A 14,216-nucleotide genomic window follows, 5' to 3' on the forward strand; every position below is an offset into this window, starting at 1 on the left:
CGGCAACGCCGACTCGGGTATACTCCATCCCCTTGATTTGACGGGGCTTTTGACGGGATAAACAGCGGTGGAACGGGCAGGGGTGGAACAGGCGTCGCCGATGTTGTTGTTGCGCGGTCATTCGCGACCGCCTGCCAATTGGTCAGGCTGTGTCGCCACCATCGGCAATTTTGACGGTGTGCACCTCGGTCACCAGGCTCTGCTGCAACGCCTGCAGCAGGAAGGGACCCGCCGGCAGTTGCCGACACTGGTGGTGCTGTTCGAGCCGCATCCGCAGGAATTTTTCTGCAGTACCGAACGACCGGCACCGGCACGTTTGCTGACCCTGCGCGAAAAACTGGCGTGCTTGCGCGAGCAGGGGATCACCGCCGTGCAATTGCTGCGCTTCAATTCGGCGCTGGCATCGCTGGCGGCGGAAGATTTCATTTCGGTTTATCTGCAGCAACGGTTAAACGTACAGCATCTGGTGATTGGCGATGATTTTCGTTTCGGTCATCAGCGTCGTGGTGATTTCGCCATGCTGCAAGCGGCGACCTCGTTCAGTTGCGAGGCCAGTGCCACAGTAGTCAGTGACGGTGAGCGGGTCAGCAGCACCGCAGTGCGGCAGGCATTGGCGAGCGAGCAGTTTGCTCGTGCCGCGCGCTTGCTCGGCCGGCCTTACACGTTTTCCGGCAAGGTGGCGCATGGCGATGCCCGTGGCCGATTGCTCGGTTTCCCGACGGCCAACTTGCGTTTGCACCGGCGCGTATTGCCGCTGCACGGCGTGTTCGCGGTGCATGTGCATGGTCTGGGGCCCAAACCGCTGCCGGGCGTTGCAAACATTGGCAATCGGCCGACGGTCGGTGGCACCGAACCGCGCTGCGAAACACACCTTTTGGATTTTTCCGGTGATCTCTACGGTCGCCAGATTTCGGTAGAGCCGCTGCGCAAATTGCGCGGCGAGCAGCGCTTTGATGGTCTCGATGCGCTGCGGGCACAGATTGCCCGCGATGCCGAGCAGGCCAGACAGTTTTTTGCTGGCGCCTGAACAGGTGTCGGCGGTCATATTGTTGCGGTATTTCTTTCAGGACTAGCAGACGATGGCGGATTACAAACACACATTAAACCTGCCGACCACGGATTTCCCGATGAAGGCCGATCTGGCCAAACGGGAACCGGGCATGCTGCAACGCTGGCATGAGCAAAAGCTGTATGAGCAGATTCGGACGGCCCGCAAAGGCAAGCCGAAATTCATTCTGCACGACGGCCCGCCCTACGCCAATGGCAACATTCATATCGGTCATGCAGTCAACAAAGTCCTGAAAGACATCGTGGTCAAAAGCAAAACGCTGAGTGGCTTTGATGCGCCCTATGTGCCGGGCTGGGATTGCCATGGTCTGCCGATTGAACTGAACGTGGAAAAGAAAGTCGGCAAAGCCGGCGTAAAAGTCACCACCGGTGAATTCCGTCAGCAATGCCGCGATTACGCGGAAAGCCAAATCGACGCCCAGCGCAAGGATTTCATCCGCTTGGGTGTGCTCGGCGACTGGTTCAACCCTTACAAAACCATGGCGTTTGATTTTGAAGCGAACGCCATCCGCACGCTGGGCAAGATCATCAGTAACGGCCATTTGCACAAAGGCTACAAGCCCGTGCACTGGTGTTTTGATTGCGGCTCGGCCCTGGCCGAAGCGGAAGTCGAATACGAAGACAAAACCTCGCCCGCCATCGATGTGGCATTCCCGGTGCTCGATCCGGATGTGCTGTTCGCCCGTTTGCACAGCGTGCCGGGTCATCACGGCGAAGGCGTGCTGTCCGTTGTGATCTGGACCACCACGCCGTGGACCTTGCCGGCCAACCAGGCTGTGGCGTTGAACGCTGCACTGGAATACGTCGTCGTGCAAGTAGAGCGCGATGGCCGCAAAGAGCGGCTGGTGCTTGCCGATGGCCTGCTGAAAGATTGCATGGATCGTTATGGCATCGAGCATTACCACGTGCTCGGTTATGGCAAAGGCGAAGCGCTGGAAGGACTGAAGCTTCAGCATCCGTTTTATCCGCGCGAAGTGCCGGTGATTGTCGGTGACCACGTGTCGCTGGATGCCGGTACCGGCTGTGTGCACACCGCGCCGGGTCACGGTCAGGAAGACTATGCGGTCGGTTTGAAATATGGCTTGTCGGTCGAACACAAAGTGGGTGCCAATGGTGTGTTTGCCGCTGACTTGCCGCTGTTCGGCGGCCAGCATGTCAGCAAGGCCAATGACGCCATCATTGAGCATCTGAAACTCGAAGGCCGCTTGCTGAAGCATTTTGCGTTGCGGCACAGCTATCCCCATTGCTGGCGCCACAAGACGCCGGTGATTTTCCGGGCGACACCGCAGTGGTTCATCTCGATGGATCAGAAAGGTTTGCGCAAGCAAGCGCTGAGTGAAATCAAGCAGGTGCAATGGGTGCCGGAGTGGGGCGAGCAGCGCATCTCGGCGATGATCGAAAATCGCCCGGACTGGTGTATCTCGCGTCAGCGCACCTGGGGCATTCCGTTGCCGCTGTTTGTGCACAAAGAGAGCCAGGAAATTCATCCGCGCTGGCTGGAGCTGTTGGAGCAGGTCGCCAAGAAAGTCGAGCAGGGTGGCATTCAGGCCTGGTTTGATTTGCCAGTAGAAGAACTGCTTGGCAGCGACGCCGAGCATTATTTGAAGTTGAGCGATACGCTCGACGTCTGGTTTGACTCCGGCGTGACCCATGCGTGTGTGGTGGCAACCCGTCCTGATCTGGGTGGCACGGCTGATCTGTATCTGGAAGGTTCGGATCAACACCGCGGTTGGTTCCATAGCTCACTGCTGACCGGCGTTGCGCTGAATAACAAAGCACCGTACAAGGCGGTGCTGACTCACGGCTTCACCGTCGATGGCAAGGGCGAGAAGATGTCGAAGTCGAAAGGCAACGTCGTCGCGCCGCAGGAAGTCATCGATCAAATGGGCGCTGATGTTCTGCGACTGTGGGTGGCATCAACCGATTATCGTGGCGAGATTGCGGTTTCGAAAGAAATTCTGAATCGCACCGCCGACAGTTATCGACGGATCCGCAACACCGCGCGATTCTTCCTGGCCAACTTGCATGGTTTCAATCCGCAAACCGATTTGCTGCCGGCCGAGCAAATGCTGCCGCTGGATCGTTGGGCCGTTGATTGCGCTTACCGCTACCAGCAAGACATTCAAACAGCCTACGACCGTTACGAGTTCTGGAACGTCTCGCAGGCCGTGCATCACTTCTGCGCAGTGGATATGGGCGCGTTCTATCTCGATATCATCAAAGACCGGCAGTACACCGCCAAGGCGGGCTCGCGGGCGCAGCGTTCCTGCCAGACCGCGTTGTTCCACATTGTTCAGGCCATGGTGCGTTGGATTGCGCCGGTGTTGTCGTTTACCGCAGACGAAATCTGGCAAGCGATTCCCGGCCAGAAAGGCGAAGTATTGGCCGCCGACTGGTACAGCGGTTTGTTCAGCGCGGAGCAGGATGCCATCAGTCGCGCCGACTGGGCAGAAGTGCTGAAGGTCAAGGATGCGGTCAACAAAGCCATTGAGGAAGCGCGCAAGAGCACCGATATGGGCGGCTCGCTGGAAGCCGAAGTGGATGTCTATGCCGACGACACGCTGTTCCCGATTCTGAAGAGCCTCGGTGCCGATCTGCGTTTTGTCCTGATCACGTCGCGGGCTGACATTCATGTGATGTCAGGTGCACCGGCGACTGCGCAGGCAACTGACGTCGCCGGCATCAAGCTGGTGCTGCACAAGTCGGTGCACGCCAAGTGTGCACGCTGCTGGCATCGCCGTCCGGATGTCGGCAGTCATCCTGCGCATCCTGAACTTTGTGGTCGCTGCGTTGAAAACGTCGACGGCAATGGCGAAACCCGGCAGGTTGCATAAATGAAGAATAGTGCAGGTGGTTTGGCCAATTTTCGCTGGTTGTTGGTTGCATTGCTGGTACTGGTGCTGGATCAGTGGACCAAGCATTTGGCGGTCGCCAATCTGGTGATGTACGAACCGGTGCCGCTGATGCCGTACTTCAATCTGATGTTGGCCCACAATACCGGCGCTGCGTTCAGCTTTCTGGCTGACGCCGGCGGCTGGCAGCGCTGGTTTTTTGTCGCGCTGACCACGGTCATCAGTGTGGTGCTGCTCAGTTGGTTGTATCGGCTGCCGCGCCCGCAAAAGCTGTTGCCGATTGCCTTGGTGCTGGTGCTCGGTGGTGCCATCGGCAACGTTTATGACCGGATGATGTACGGCTATGTCATCGACTTCATCGATTGGTACGTGGGCGATCATCATTGGCCGGCGTTCAACATTGCCGATTCGGCCATATGTGTCGGCGCGGCCTTGTTGATACTGGACAGTTTTTTCAAGCCGAAAGAGCAGGGTAAATGACTATGCAAGTGCAACCGGGTGATGCCGTACTGGTGCATGTCAATTTGTTGTTGGCCGATGGCTCGGTAGCGGAAAGCTCGCGCGCCAATGGCAAGCCGGCCAAGTTCCAGCTGGGTGATGGCAGTTTGAGTGAAGCCATTGAACACCAGTTGCTGGGACTCGCTGTCGGTGACAAAAAGAAATTCACCGTTGCGGCCGAAGAGGGGTTTGGCGAGCGCCAGACCGGCTTGATTCAGTTTCGTCAGCGCCATGAATTTCCGTCTGATATGGAAATCGCTGAGGGCGTCATCATCGTGTTCACGCTACCGAATGGTGCCGAGATGCCGGGTGTGGTGCGAGAGCTGAATGGCGACTCCGTCACGGTCGATTTCAATCATCCGCTCGCCGGCAAGGCGCTGACGTTTGATCTGGAAGTGGTTGCCATCAATCCGTAAGTTTGGCGAGCGGCTCACTCCGTTCACCCGGTAACAGCAGAGGTTTGGGAATGGATATTTTATTGGCCAATCCGCGCGGTTTTTGCGCCGGCGTTGACCGCGCCATCGAGATTGTCAAACGTGCCATCGAAATTTTCGGCGCGCCGATTTATGTCCGACATGAAGTCGTGCACAACCGCTTTGTTGTCGAAGATCTGCGTCAGCGTGGCGCGATTTTTGTCGAAGAGTTGCATGAAGTGCCGGCCGGCGCCACCGTCATTTTCAGTGCCCACGGTGTTTCTCAGGCGGTGCGCGATGAAGCGAAAGCGCGTGGCTTCCAGGTGTTCGATGCGACCTGTCCGCTGGTGACCAAGGTGCACATGGAGGTTGCCCGCATTGCCCGGAAAGGCGACGAGTGCGTGCTGATCGGCCACAAGGGCCATCCGGAAGTCGAAGGCACCATGGGTCAGTATGACAATCCGGCCGGCGGCATCTATCTGGTCGAGTCGGTTGATGACGTCCAGACCCTGCAGGTCAAAAATCCCGAGCGGTTGCATTATTCGACCCAGACCACGCTGTCAGTCGACGAAACCCGCGACATCATGGCGGCGTTGCGGGAGCGCTTTCCGGCCATCGAAGGGCCGCGCAAAGACGACATCTGCTATGCCACCCAGAACCGTCAGGATGCCGTCCGCGAGCTGGCCGCTCAGGCTGATCTGGTACTGGTGGTAGGTTCCAGAAACAGCTCCAACTCCAATCGCCTGCGCGAACTGGCTGAGAAAGATGGGGTGCGTTCGTACCTGATCGACGGTGCCGATGACATCGACGCTGCCTGGCTGGATGGGGTTGCCCGAGTTGGCGTCACCGCCGGCGCATCAGCCCCCGAACTCTTGGTCCGGCAGGTCGTCGACCGGCTGACCGCACTGGGCGGTCGTGCGGTTAGCGAACAATCCGGAAAAATCGAAGACATCACCTTCGCGCTGCCGCTCGAGCTGCGCTAAACCTTCATCGCTGGCGCGGGAATGTGAACCGCGCCACATCCCCCAAGCGCCCGTCGCCGTTGGTCGGCAGCGGGCGCTAACCTGTCGGCCTTCGCTAGGTACTGGCCTTTCCCAGTGCTATCACTACCACATCCGAAAAAGGGAGGCGTTTCTGTGAAGAACGCAAATCGCGGTTTCACCATGATTGAGCTGTTGATTGCGCTGGCCATCATGGCCATTGGCGCGACACTGGCGACACCGCTTATCACTTCGTTGATTGAAAGCTCTCGGCTGAGCTCCGTTGCCAACGACATTGTCGAAACAATGGCCATTGCGCGGTCCGAGGCCATCAAGCAGGGGCGAGATATCCAGATTGTCCCAGTTGATGGCTCTGATTGGTCGCAAGGCTGGCGTATCGAAGATGTGGCGACCAATACCCTTATTCGGCAATTCGATGCCGTGCCAGCGGGCTTGACGTTGTCGGCATCGGTGAACATTGCCAGCGTGGGATTTGGTCGGAACGGTGCGCGCCTGGCAGGACAGCCTCAGGTCGATTTGAATGTGTGCGGTTTACCGGAACGTGGCGGCCACGGCCGAAAGGTCTCGCTTGCCCTTTCCGGTAGCACCACTGTTGAGCAGATTGAGTCGGGATGCGAGTAATGCAAAAACATTCCACGCTTCGCCAGACCGGCTTCAGCATGATCGAGATTTTGATCGCGGTGCTGGTGCTGGCGATTGGTTTGCTGGGCGTTGCAGCTTTGCAGCTGGCCAGCATGAACGGTAGCCAGGAAGGCTATGCCCGCAGTCAGGCAACGGCGATTGCTGAAGATTTGGCTTCGCGGGTTCGGGCCGGACGCCAGCAGGCTGCCAGTCTGGCAAATTGGGGCACAAACGGAATAACCGCACGGACCGCACTGCAAGAATATGTCGCGCAGTATTCTGCCAATTCCCCCTATCAATGTGGCACGTTCGACGCCCCGACTGTCCCGGATGTCTGGTGCCGACCGGATGAGTTGGCGGGGGAGGCCGGTCAGGTTTGCAGTTCAGCCGAACAGACGGCATTCGAAATTTGGGAAACCTGCAATCAGGCGCAGCGCTTGTTGCCTGGTGGCACTGTATACGCAGCGACAAATTCCATGCGAGTTACGATTGCAGTGGCTTGGCAGGCAGCAGAGCGGCGCGAAGACTCTGGTCAGACTCAGGATATTCGCAATCCGCTGTGCAGTGACCTGTTTGGCATTGATCCTACTCAGGATTGCGTGATAGTGGAGATGATTCCATGAAGCATGCTCCTCAGTTTGCGTATTTTCAGCGTGGTTATTCGGTAGTCGAGTTACTTATCGCCGGCACCCTTGGTTTGATCTTGCTTGGCGGCATTTCACAGTTGTTTGTGGGTTCGAGTCAGACCTATCGGATGCAACGGCAGCTTGCCAATATTCAGGACAGCGGCCGGTTCGCTTTGTGGTATCTCAAGGATGATTTGCAGCGCGCGGGTTGGGCCAATGATGGCGCTGAGCCGACTTCTCCTTTGGAGGAAGGGCCGATTTTTCAGTTGCCGGATGCATTTTCTGACACGTTAAATTGTGGTGGCGGCAACTGCACGGCCGACGGCGGGGGTGATGCCAATGATAGTTTCGCTGTTCGCTTCGAAGGCACGACTGACTGCACGGGCGTAGCGGTTGCCGGACCTGTTGTCCAGAATTATTACTACATTGGCGGTGTCGATAACCAACAGCTGCTTTGTGTCGGCAATGGTGGTGGTACGCCGCAGCCGCTGGTTGACGGTGTTGACAGTTTTCAAGTGCTGTACGGAATTGATACCACGGCACCGGCCCCTGCATCACCATCATGTCGGGATCGCGCCGTTGATCAGTACGTGACCGCGACCGACCTCGCCGATTTTGGCGTGGGTCTCGGTGAGACGCGCAGCGTTGTTGCCGTGCGGTTTTCCTTGCTGATTCGTGGTGAGGAAAACAATGCCTTGCCCAGCGTTGATCGTAGCTATCAGGTCGGTGACCGAGAGCTGTCGTTCAATGATCGCATTCCGCGTCGAGTATTTTCCTTGACTGTGCCCATTTACAACCGGGTCATGAGGGTGAATCAGACCGTCTCTGAATGTCCGTTCCAGTGATGACAACGATTGAGTAGATGACAATGACGCCCGTTACCAGAAAATTTCGCCAGCAGCCAATGACGCAACAGCAGGGCGCTGCCTTGTTTGTCAGTTTGGTCATTTTATTGGTGCTCTCGATTATCGGCATCAGTGCTATGCGGGGAGGCTTGCTGCAATCGCTCATGGCATCCAACACTCAGCAAGTTGAGGTTGCCACGAGCGTTGCCGATGCCGGGGTGTCGGCAACCTGGGCGCTGACAACAGAGGAACTGTTGCAGGACGGCGGGGTGTTGAATACCGCATCGGAGACCCCTGGCGGTGCCACCTATTTTGTTGACAATACCGGCAACCTTAGTGCTAACGAAACTATGATAGATAGCGACCGTGATACGCCCGTGTTGACATCGCAGGTTGTTGTCTCCCATGTCGGACCTGCGACGGCGATGTGTTCTGGTTATTCAATGACGGTGAACACGTCAGCAACATCTGCCGAATGTCATGGCTTCCGTGTCAACGGTACGGGGACAGTTGGTGATGTGAACAGCACTGTTTCTGGCTGGCTGGTTTCGATTTCTGCATCCAACAGTGCAGCAATCCCCTGATATTTCCAATTCAGATTGATTATCGGCAGGTTTTGCGTAGGAGAACAGATATGTACGCGAAATGTTTCAAACAGGCCGCAGTGGCGTCCCTGAGCATGGCCTACATGCTGGCCTCGACCGCTGCGCTCGCTGAGGATACCGAGATTTTCTTCAATGCCGCGTACAACGTTGAAACGCAGCCGAATATCTTGTTTGTGATCGATACGTCGGGGTCGATGGGCGATGCGCCATCGAGTGGCGGGTCGCTGTCAAAACTGGTTATTGTCAAAAACGCAATGAATCAGCTTTTGTCTGAAGTGCAGGATGTCAACGTTGGCTTGGCTCGTTATACCGTACCAGGCGGTCCGATTGTCTATCCAGTCACCGATATCGATGCTCCGGCTGACCCTCGCGTTTCTGTTCGTGTATCTGCCAGTGCTGATGATGCGGAAGAGGCGAGCTCTGGCGCTGTGAATATCAGCGATGCTGATTTGGACATGATGGAAGATACGGGGTCCGCCAAATGGATCGGCGTGCGTTTCAATATGCTGGATATTCCACAAGGTGCCCAGATTGTTGGTGCATCACTCGGGATGGAGGCGTCACAGACCAATAGCGGAACCATGACGGTTCGGGTTTACGGTCAGAAAGTCGCCAGTGCGCCAGCATTTGCCGCCACGGCCAATAATATCAGCAGTCGGGCTATGACCACTGCCTCGGTGACGTGGTCGCCGGTAAATTTCGCAACAGTTGGTGACCAGTATGTTACCACTGACATTTCGTCCATTATTCAAGAAATTGTGAATCAGTCCACTTGGTGTGGTGGCAATTCTATTGTACTGATGATCCGGCGCGAGGGCTCCGGTACCAATCTGCGTGCTGGTTATAGCTACGATGGTGATGCCACCCAAGCGCCAATGCTTCGGGTGCAATACGACGGTACATTGCCGTCTGGTGCCAATGGCTGCTACACCAAGCTGGCAACATCGAAGGTGTTGGTCGATACCGATGATGTTGGCCAAAACTGGTCGGGTGTGGTGTCGAGCAACAGTTCCACACTGAGTCTGCGGACCAGTAATGATCGTGCGATTGGCATTCGTTTCCCGGGGCTTGCCGTTCCGAAGGACGCGGATGTGACCGAAGCTTATGTTGAATTCACCGCCGCTTCCAACTCAACAACAACGGATACTGTTGCCAAGGTCGAGGGCGTTGCTCAGGACAATTTTGTCGCGTTCGGGACGGCCAATAACTCACTTACCACGACGACCATTCCGCCGGGCGTACCCAAGACTACGGCAACCCAGAACGTGACGTTCCGCAACTGGGTGAATGGGCAGGTGACGCCGCAGCATCCGGAAAATCTCAAAAATATCGTAAAGGAAATTACCAGTCGTGCCGGTTGGGTATCCGGTAATGCTTTGGGTATGGTGTTGACCTACGTATCGGGAGATCGCAAGCACGCCAAAGCGTACTCAAGCTCTAGCGGGCCACGCTTGTATGTTCGTTACAAGACCGTATTTTCAACGGGAGACTATACCGTCCGTGATGAGATGAAGCGTTCAGTCAATGAACTCGTTGCAAACGGCTACACGCCGATTTCCGATACATTGCTTGAGGCGGGCTTGTATTACCGTGGCAATAATGTGCTGTACGGTAAAACTCGTAACGGCAGTGCAAAGAATCTTATTTCGCATCCGGATTCCTATACTGGTGGTACCCACTCTGTGCCGACCGGTTGCGATCCGGTGCTCGACCCGTTCAATACCCTGTGCAAAGACGAAAAAATCAACGGCACTCCAGTCTATCGTAGCCCGATTACCGACAGCTGCCAGAAGAGTCATATTGTCTTCCTGACGGACGGTTTGCCAACGTGGCATGCGCCGACGACCAGCACGACGTTTGCATCATGGCCGAGCGCAGGCACCTGCATTGCGGGTACCGGTCAAGCGGGCGAAACCCAAACTGGCCGTAATGGCGACGATTGCACCGTCAAGATTGCAGGGTATCTGCATAACCGCGATCAAAGTGGTTTGCCGGCGACGCAAACTGTTAACTCGCATTTCATCGGCTTCGATGTGGATGCCCCGTTTTTGGAGACCGCTGCGGACGCAGGCGGCGGGGGCTACTATCAAGCCAGCAATGCTGACTTGGTGTTGGATGCTTTCCGTCAGATTGTGAACAACATTCTGCAGTCGAACGGGTCATTTGTGTCGGCTGGTGTGACGACCTCACAGTCGAACCGGCTGCGCCACGAAGACCAGCTGTATTTCTCGGTGTTTGGTCCGACCCTGAAGCCTCGCTGGCCGGGCAACGTTAAACGTTACCAGTTGGTTGGCGACGAATTGCGCGATGTCAATGGAAATTCGGCAATCAACTCGCTCAGCGATCAGTTCCTGGATACGGCACAAAGCTGGTGGTCGCCGGGTATCGATGGTAACAAGCCAGGCGAAGGCGGTGCTGCCTCGCAGTTGAGCAATAGCCGGACGATTTACAGCAATATTGTCGGTGATTCCAATGTGCTGTTGATTCAATCTGGTAACTCGGTCGCCGATGGCAATTCCTCAATTACCCAAGCGATGCTGGGTGCTTCGTCGTCGACTGAGCGGACCGCCTTGCTGAAGTGGGCTCGTGGTACCGATGTCGACGATGTCGATGGCGATACTTCAACTACAGATGCTCATCATCTGTTTGGTGACCCGCTGCATTCGCGGCCGACTTTGCTGCGTTACAAGACTTCTGGCGGCACCGAGTTCCTGCGCGTCTTTGTCGGAACCAACACGGGAACCTTGAGTGCGCTGAACCCGGATACTGGTGCTGAGACCTGGGCATTTATGCCGAAGGAGTTGCTGGGTCACATCAAGACTCTGCGTGACAATGTTGAAGGCCAGCAGAAGCCCTATGGCGTCGATGGCAGCATTGTCCCGTTCTTTGAAGATTTGAACGGGGATGGTGTGATCAATGTTGGTACTGAAAGTGCCTATCTGGTTGTCGGCATGCGCCGCGGCGGCGATCACTATTATGTGCTTGATATCAGTAACCCGGCTGCCCCGCGGTTGAAATACATCATGGGTCGCGATCTGCCGTCAGTAGGCAGTTATCCGAAGCTTGCGCAGACGTGGTCCGCACCGGTGATTGGCAAGATCAAGTGGGGTGGTGTGTCGAAGCTGGTGATGATTTTCGGTGCCGGCTATGACGTCACCCAGGATGTCAATGGTGCGCCGCTTGATGATGGTGTCGGTAATGCGGTGTATATCGCCGATGCGGCAACTGGTGAGCAGCTGTGGAGCTCGGATGCGCTTGGACTCACGACCATGACCAACAGCATCCCGGCTGATGTGGCAGCCATCGATCTGAACAACGATGGTTTTATTGACCATGTTTACGCAACCGACACCCGGGCTCAGGTCTTCCGCTTTGATCTGTCGACCTCTGGCACCATCACTGGTGGCCGTATGGCGCATTTGCAGACGGGTGTGGATCAGGCCAGCAACCGCCGCTTCTTTGCGCGGGTGGATGTTGCCTTGGTTGAGCGTCCTGGTGATGATTACCTTGCTGTCACTGTTGGTTCCGGTTTCCGTGAGCGTCCATTGGATGTCACGATCAATGACTACTTTTACGCGATTCGTGATTTTGGCGCCTTCACCAGCACGATTCCGACCGATGTCACGATGAGCGATCTGGTTGATATCACCGATATTGTTGGTGATGCTGATGGTGATGGTGACAATCTTGATGCACTTGAGGCCATTGACACGGCTGATAAGAAGGGTTGGTATTATGATTTCGGTACAGACGGCGAGAAGGTGCTCGCGCAGGCGACCATCCTGAACGGTATCGTTTATGTTGGTACCTATCTGCCGCCTGACTCTTCGTCCGGTTCGGTTGATTGCAGTGGCGGTACCGGCAGTTCGCGGCTCTATGCTTTCTCGCTGACTGATGGCAACCCCATCAAGGATGTCGATGGCAACAATTTGGTCGATGGTAGTGACCGTTACATCAACATTGCCAACTGCGCGACCTGCGGCTTCGTTCCATTGCAGTTGCTGGTCGGTGAACGTGATATCGTTGGCCTGTTGGGTACGTCGGTGATTTCTGGCTTTGATTTCGCCAATGCCAAAGAACGGGTAAAACGAGTCAAGTGGCAGGCGCAATAATTGATGAGGCGCAGTATGGCATTGCAAGCTGATATGACCCGGGCGGGATTGGCTCCCCCCCGGGGGTTTACCTTGATCGAGCTGATTATTGCGATTGCGATCGTCGGTATTCTGGCCGCGATGGCCTATCCCTTTTATCAGGAACATATCACCAAAACTCGGCGTGCTCAGGCGATGTCTGCATTGCAGTCGGCGGCTGAGGCGTTTTCGCGCTACAAAGCTGGCCGACCAGATTTCTCTTATACCGATGCTTGTTTCACCGGCGAGGGCTGTGCCAATGAGATTGTTAGTGGCTCAGTGCCTGATGACGGTGCCGGCCCGTTATATAGCCTGACATCAGCACTCTCAGCCGATGGCCGGCGTTTCGTCTTGACCGCGACAGCAACGGCAGAGTGGTCTTCACGTGATGGTGGCTTGCAGCTTGATAGCGCAGGCGCCAAGCGTTGGACGGACAAGGGCGGTGAGATATGGGGCTGCTGGCCGCAAGGGAGCTCGGCACCGTGTTCCGATGGCGCCGCCGAATTGGATCCGGAGCCTTGACGTTCTGTTACTGAGCAATAAAAAAGCCCCCACCGAGGGGCTTTTTTATTGCCTGATTGTTGAGCATCAGCTGTTTTTCTTTGCGGCTCGTTCAGGCTTCGACGTGCTCAGCACGAAAGTTGATTCTTGTTCTGCGTCTGTCTCTTTCAAGGTAGCGGCATACGGGAGGGGAGCTGCTGCCGAGTCAGGCGCTATTCAGCAGCGCAATGGCCGGCCATCCGCACCTTCATCAATGCCATCACCATTGCTGTCCGTTGACATGCGCGGCCGGCCCATCTTGGTAATGATTACTGCACGCGCATGATCGGCTTTGCCGAGGCCGCAGACGGTGAATGTGCCGTTTTGGTGGCTGGTCATTCCCGTTGGCAGAAACTGCAGCGTGTCTGCGACCCGAAATGAGCGCCAATGCACCGGATCTTTCGGGCTGCTGCCGTTGATGTGATTCAGGATTTCGTCGTTTTCATCGAGCTCACGATTGCCATTGTGGTCGATGAAGAGCAGGTGGCCGGTTGACCAGTTGTCGTTGCAGGTTTGGCCATCTTCGCTGGCGCAAACGGTGACCGGTTGGTGTTTGAGAATGGCGTGCTGGCGAGCGCTGTGAATCGATTGCAGGATGTTGCCGGTATAGGCATCGACCCGTTGGCGGGTGACCAGGTCCTGCATGCTGTTGACGCCGACGGTCAAAGTGACGCTGCCGATTGCCAATGCCATCAGCATTTCCACTAGGGTAAATCCCTGCGCTTTTTTCATGGTTCCCTCCGGTTCTTGGTCGCGGCGCTTCGCCTTTTTATTTGGCGACTTGCGCATGTCCTGCATCCTGCAGGTCGAGGCGCATTGTAGAAATCTGCCGGGATCGCGTCGCCCGCAGCACTCGCGCACTGTTGTGCGAACTTGCCCATAACGCTTGCCGGCACAATTCCCGTGGCGGGCTCAGCTGTCTGGATCTTCTGTTGCAAAAACCGCTTGCCGGCCAAGAATGCCCGCGCTAAGCTATGGTTAACAAAAGGTTAACGACGCTAACGCAATGGCATTAAC

At 56.2% G+C, this 14,216-nt stretch carries 12 protein-coding genes; 11 read left to right on the top strand and 1 reads right to left on the bottom strand.

What is annotated here, in order from left to right:
- Positions 1-100: 100 nt before the first annotated feature.
- The 11 genes from ribF (at position 101) to HPT27_RS11740 (ending at position 13,181) form a co-directional block, all read left to right on the top strand.
- Positions 101-1,027, top strand: a complete 927-nt coding sequence (gene ribF / locus HPT27_RS11690; RefSeq protein ID WP_172243407.1) for a bifunctional riboflavin kinase/FAD synthetase — start codon at positions 101-103, stop codon at positions 1,025-1,027.
- 52 nt (positions 1,028-1,079) lie between these two features.
- A complete protein-coding gene (ileS, locus tag HPT27_RS11695; protein ID WP_172243410.1) occupies positions 1,080-3,902 on the top strand; it encodes an isoleucine--tRNA ligase in 2,823 nt (940 codons plus the stop codon).
- The gene (gene lspA / locus HPT27_RS11700) at positions 3,903-4,400 is read left to right on the top strand and encodes a signal peptidase II (RefSeq protein WP_172243413.1); all 498 of its coding nucleotides are present in this window, start codon (positions 3,903-3,905) and stop codon (positions 4,398-4,400) included.
- Positions 4,397-4,834, top strand: coding sequence for an FKBP-type peptidyl-prolyl cis-trans isomerase (gene fkpB / locus HPT27_RS11705; RefSeq protein WP_172243416.1), 438 nt, complete (start codon positions 4,397-4,399; stop codon positions 4,832-4,834). Before lspA ends, fkpB begins: the two co-directional genes overlap by 4 nt.
- Before the next feature lie 50 nt (positions 4,835-4,884).
- Positions 4,885-5,814, top strand: coding sequence for a 4-hydroxy-3-methylbut-2-enyl diphosphate reductase (gene ispH, locus HPT27_RS11710; RefSeq protein WP_172243419.1), 930 nt, complete (start codon positions 4,885-4,887; stop codon positions 5,812-5,814).
- Between the two features lie 153 nt (positions 5,815-5,967).
- On the top strand, positions 5,968-6,453 hold the full coding sequence (locus HPT27_RS11715) for a GspH/FimT family pseudopilin (protein ID WP_328820714.1): 486 nt from the start codon (positions 5,968-5,970) through the stop codon (positions 6,451-6,453).
- Positions 6,453-7,076, top strand: coding sequence for a type IV pilus modification protein PilV (pilV, locus tag HPT27_RS11720; protein WP_172243422.1), 624 nt, complete (start codon positions 6,453-6,455; stop codon positions 7,074-7,076). Before HPT27_RS11715 ends, pilV begins: the two co-directional genes overlap by 1 nt.
- Entirely contained in the window at positions 7,073-7,924 is an 852-nt protein-coding gene (locus HPT27_RS11725) for a PilW family protein (protein WP_172243425.1), read from the top strand. The genes pilV and HPT27_RS11725 overlap by 4 nt, the downstream gene beginning before the upstream one ends.
- Positions 7,925-7,947: 23 nt before the next feature.
- Positions 7,948-8,508, top strand: a complete 561-nt coding sequence (locus HPT27_RS11730; protein ID WP_172243428.1) for a pilus assembly PilX family protein — start codon at positions 7,948-7,950, stop codon at positions 8,506-8,508.
- Between the two features lie 50 nt (positions 8,509-8,558).
- Positions 8,559-12,641, top strand: a complete 4,083-nt coding sequence (locus HPT27_RS11735) for a PilC/PilY family type IV pilus protein (protein ID WP_172243431.1) — start codon at positions 8,559-8,561, stop codon at positions 12,639-12,641.
- 15 nt (positions 12,642-12,656) lie between these two features.
- On the top strand, positions 12,657-13,181 hold the full coding sequence (locus tag HPT27_RS11740) for a type IV pilin protein (RefSeq protein WP_235950870.1): 525 nt from the start codon (positions 12,657-12,659) through the stop codon (positions 13,179-13,181).
- A gap of 195 nt (positions 13,182-13,376) precedes the next feature.
- Here the strand turns inward: HPT27_RS11740 and HPT27_RS11745 are convergent, their stop codons facing one another.
- Complete coding sequence (locus HPT27_RS11745; protein WP_172245315.1) at positions 13,377-13,931, bottom strand: GspH/FimT family pseudopilin; 555 nt, start codon at positions 13,929-13,931, stop codon at positions 13,377-13,379.
- Positions 13,932-14,216 lie beyond the last annotated feature (285 nt).

It is taken from the genome of Permianibacter fluminis (genome assembly GCF_013179735.1).
Taxonomy (GTDB): Bacteria; Pseudomonadota; Gammaproteobacteria; order Enterobacterales; family Permianibacteraceae; genus Permianibacter; species Permianibacter fluminis.

What these genes read in the sequence shown, in the direction of transcription:
- ribF (WP_172243407.1), top strand. Translation starts at nt 101, where the DNA reads ATGTTGTTGTTGCGCGGTCATTCGCGACCGCCTGCCAATTGGTCAGGC.
- ileS (WP_172243410.1), top strand. Translation starts at nt 1,080, where the DNA reads ATGGCGGATTACAAACACACATTAAACCTGCCGACCACGGATTTCCCG.
- lspA (WP_172243413.1), top strand. Translation starts at nt 3,903, where the DNA reads ATGAAGAATAGTGCAGGTGGTTTGGCCAATTTTCGCTGGTTGTTGGTT.
- fkpB (WP_172243416.1), top strand. Translation starts at nt 4,397, where the DNA reads ATGACTATGCAAGTGCAACCGGGTGATGCCGTACTGGTGCATGTCAAT.
- ispH (WP_172243419.1), top strand. Translation starts at nt 4,885, where the DNA reads ATGGATATTTTATTGGCCAATCCGCGCGGTTTTTGCGCCGGCGTTGAC.
- pilV (WP_172243422.1), top strand. Translation starts at nt 6,453, where the DNA reads ATGCAAAAACATTCCACGCTTCGCCAGACCGGCTTCAGCATGATCGAG.
- HPT27_RS11725 (WP_172243425.1), top strand. Translation starts at nt 7,073, where the DNA reads ATGAAGCATGCTCCTCAGTTTGCGTATTTTCAGCGTGGTTATTCGGTA.
- HPT27_RS11730 (WP_172243428.1), top strand. Translation starts at nt 7,948, where the DNA reads ATGACGCCCGTTACCAGAAAATTTCGCCAGCAGCCAATGACGCAACAG.
- HPT27_RS11735 (WP_172243431.1), top strand. Translation starts at nt 8,559, where the DNA reads ATGTACGCGAAATGTTTCAAACAGGCCGCAGTGGCGTCCCTGAGCATG.
- HPT27_RS11740 (WP_235950870.1), top strand. Translation starts at nt 12,657, where the DNA reads ATGGCATTGCAAGCTGATATGACCCGGGCGGGATTGGCTCCCCCCCGG.
- HPT27_RS11745 (WP_172245315.1), bottom strand. Translation starts at nt 13,931, where the DNA reads ATGAAAAAAGCGCAGGGATTTACCCTAGTGGAAATGCTGATGGCATTG.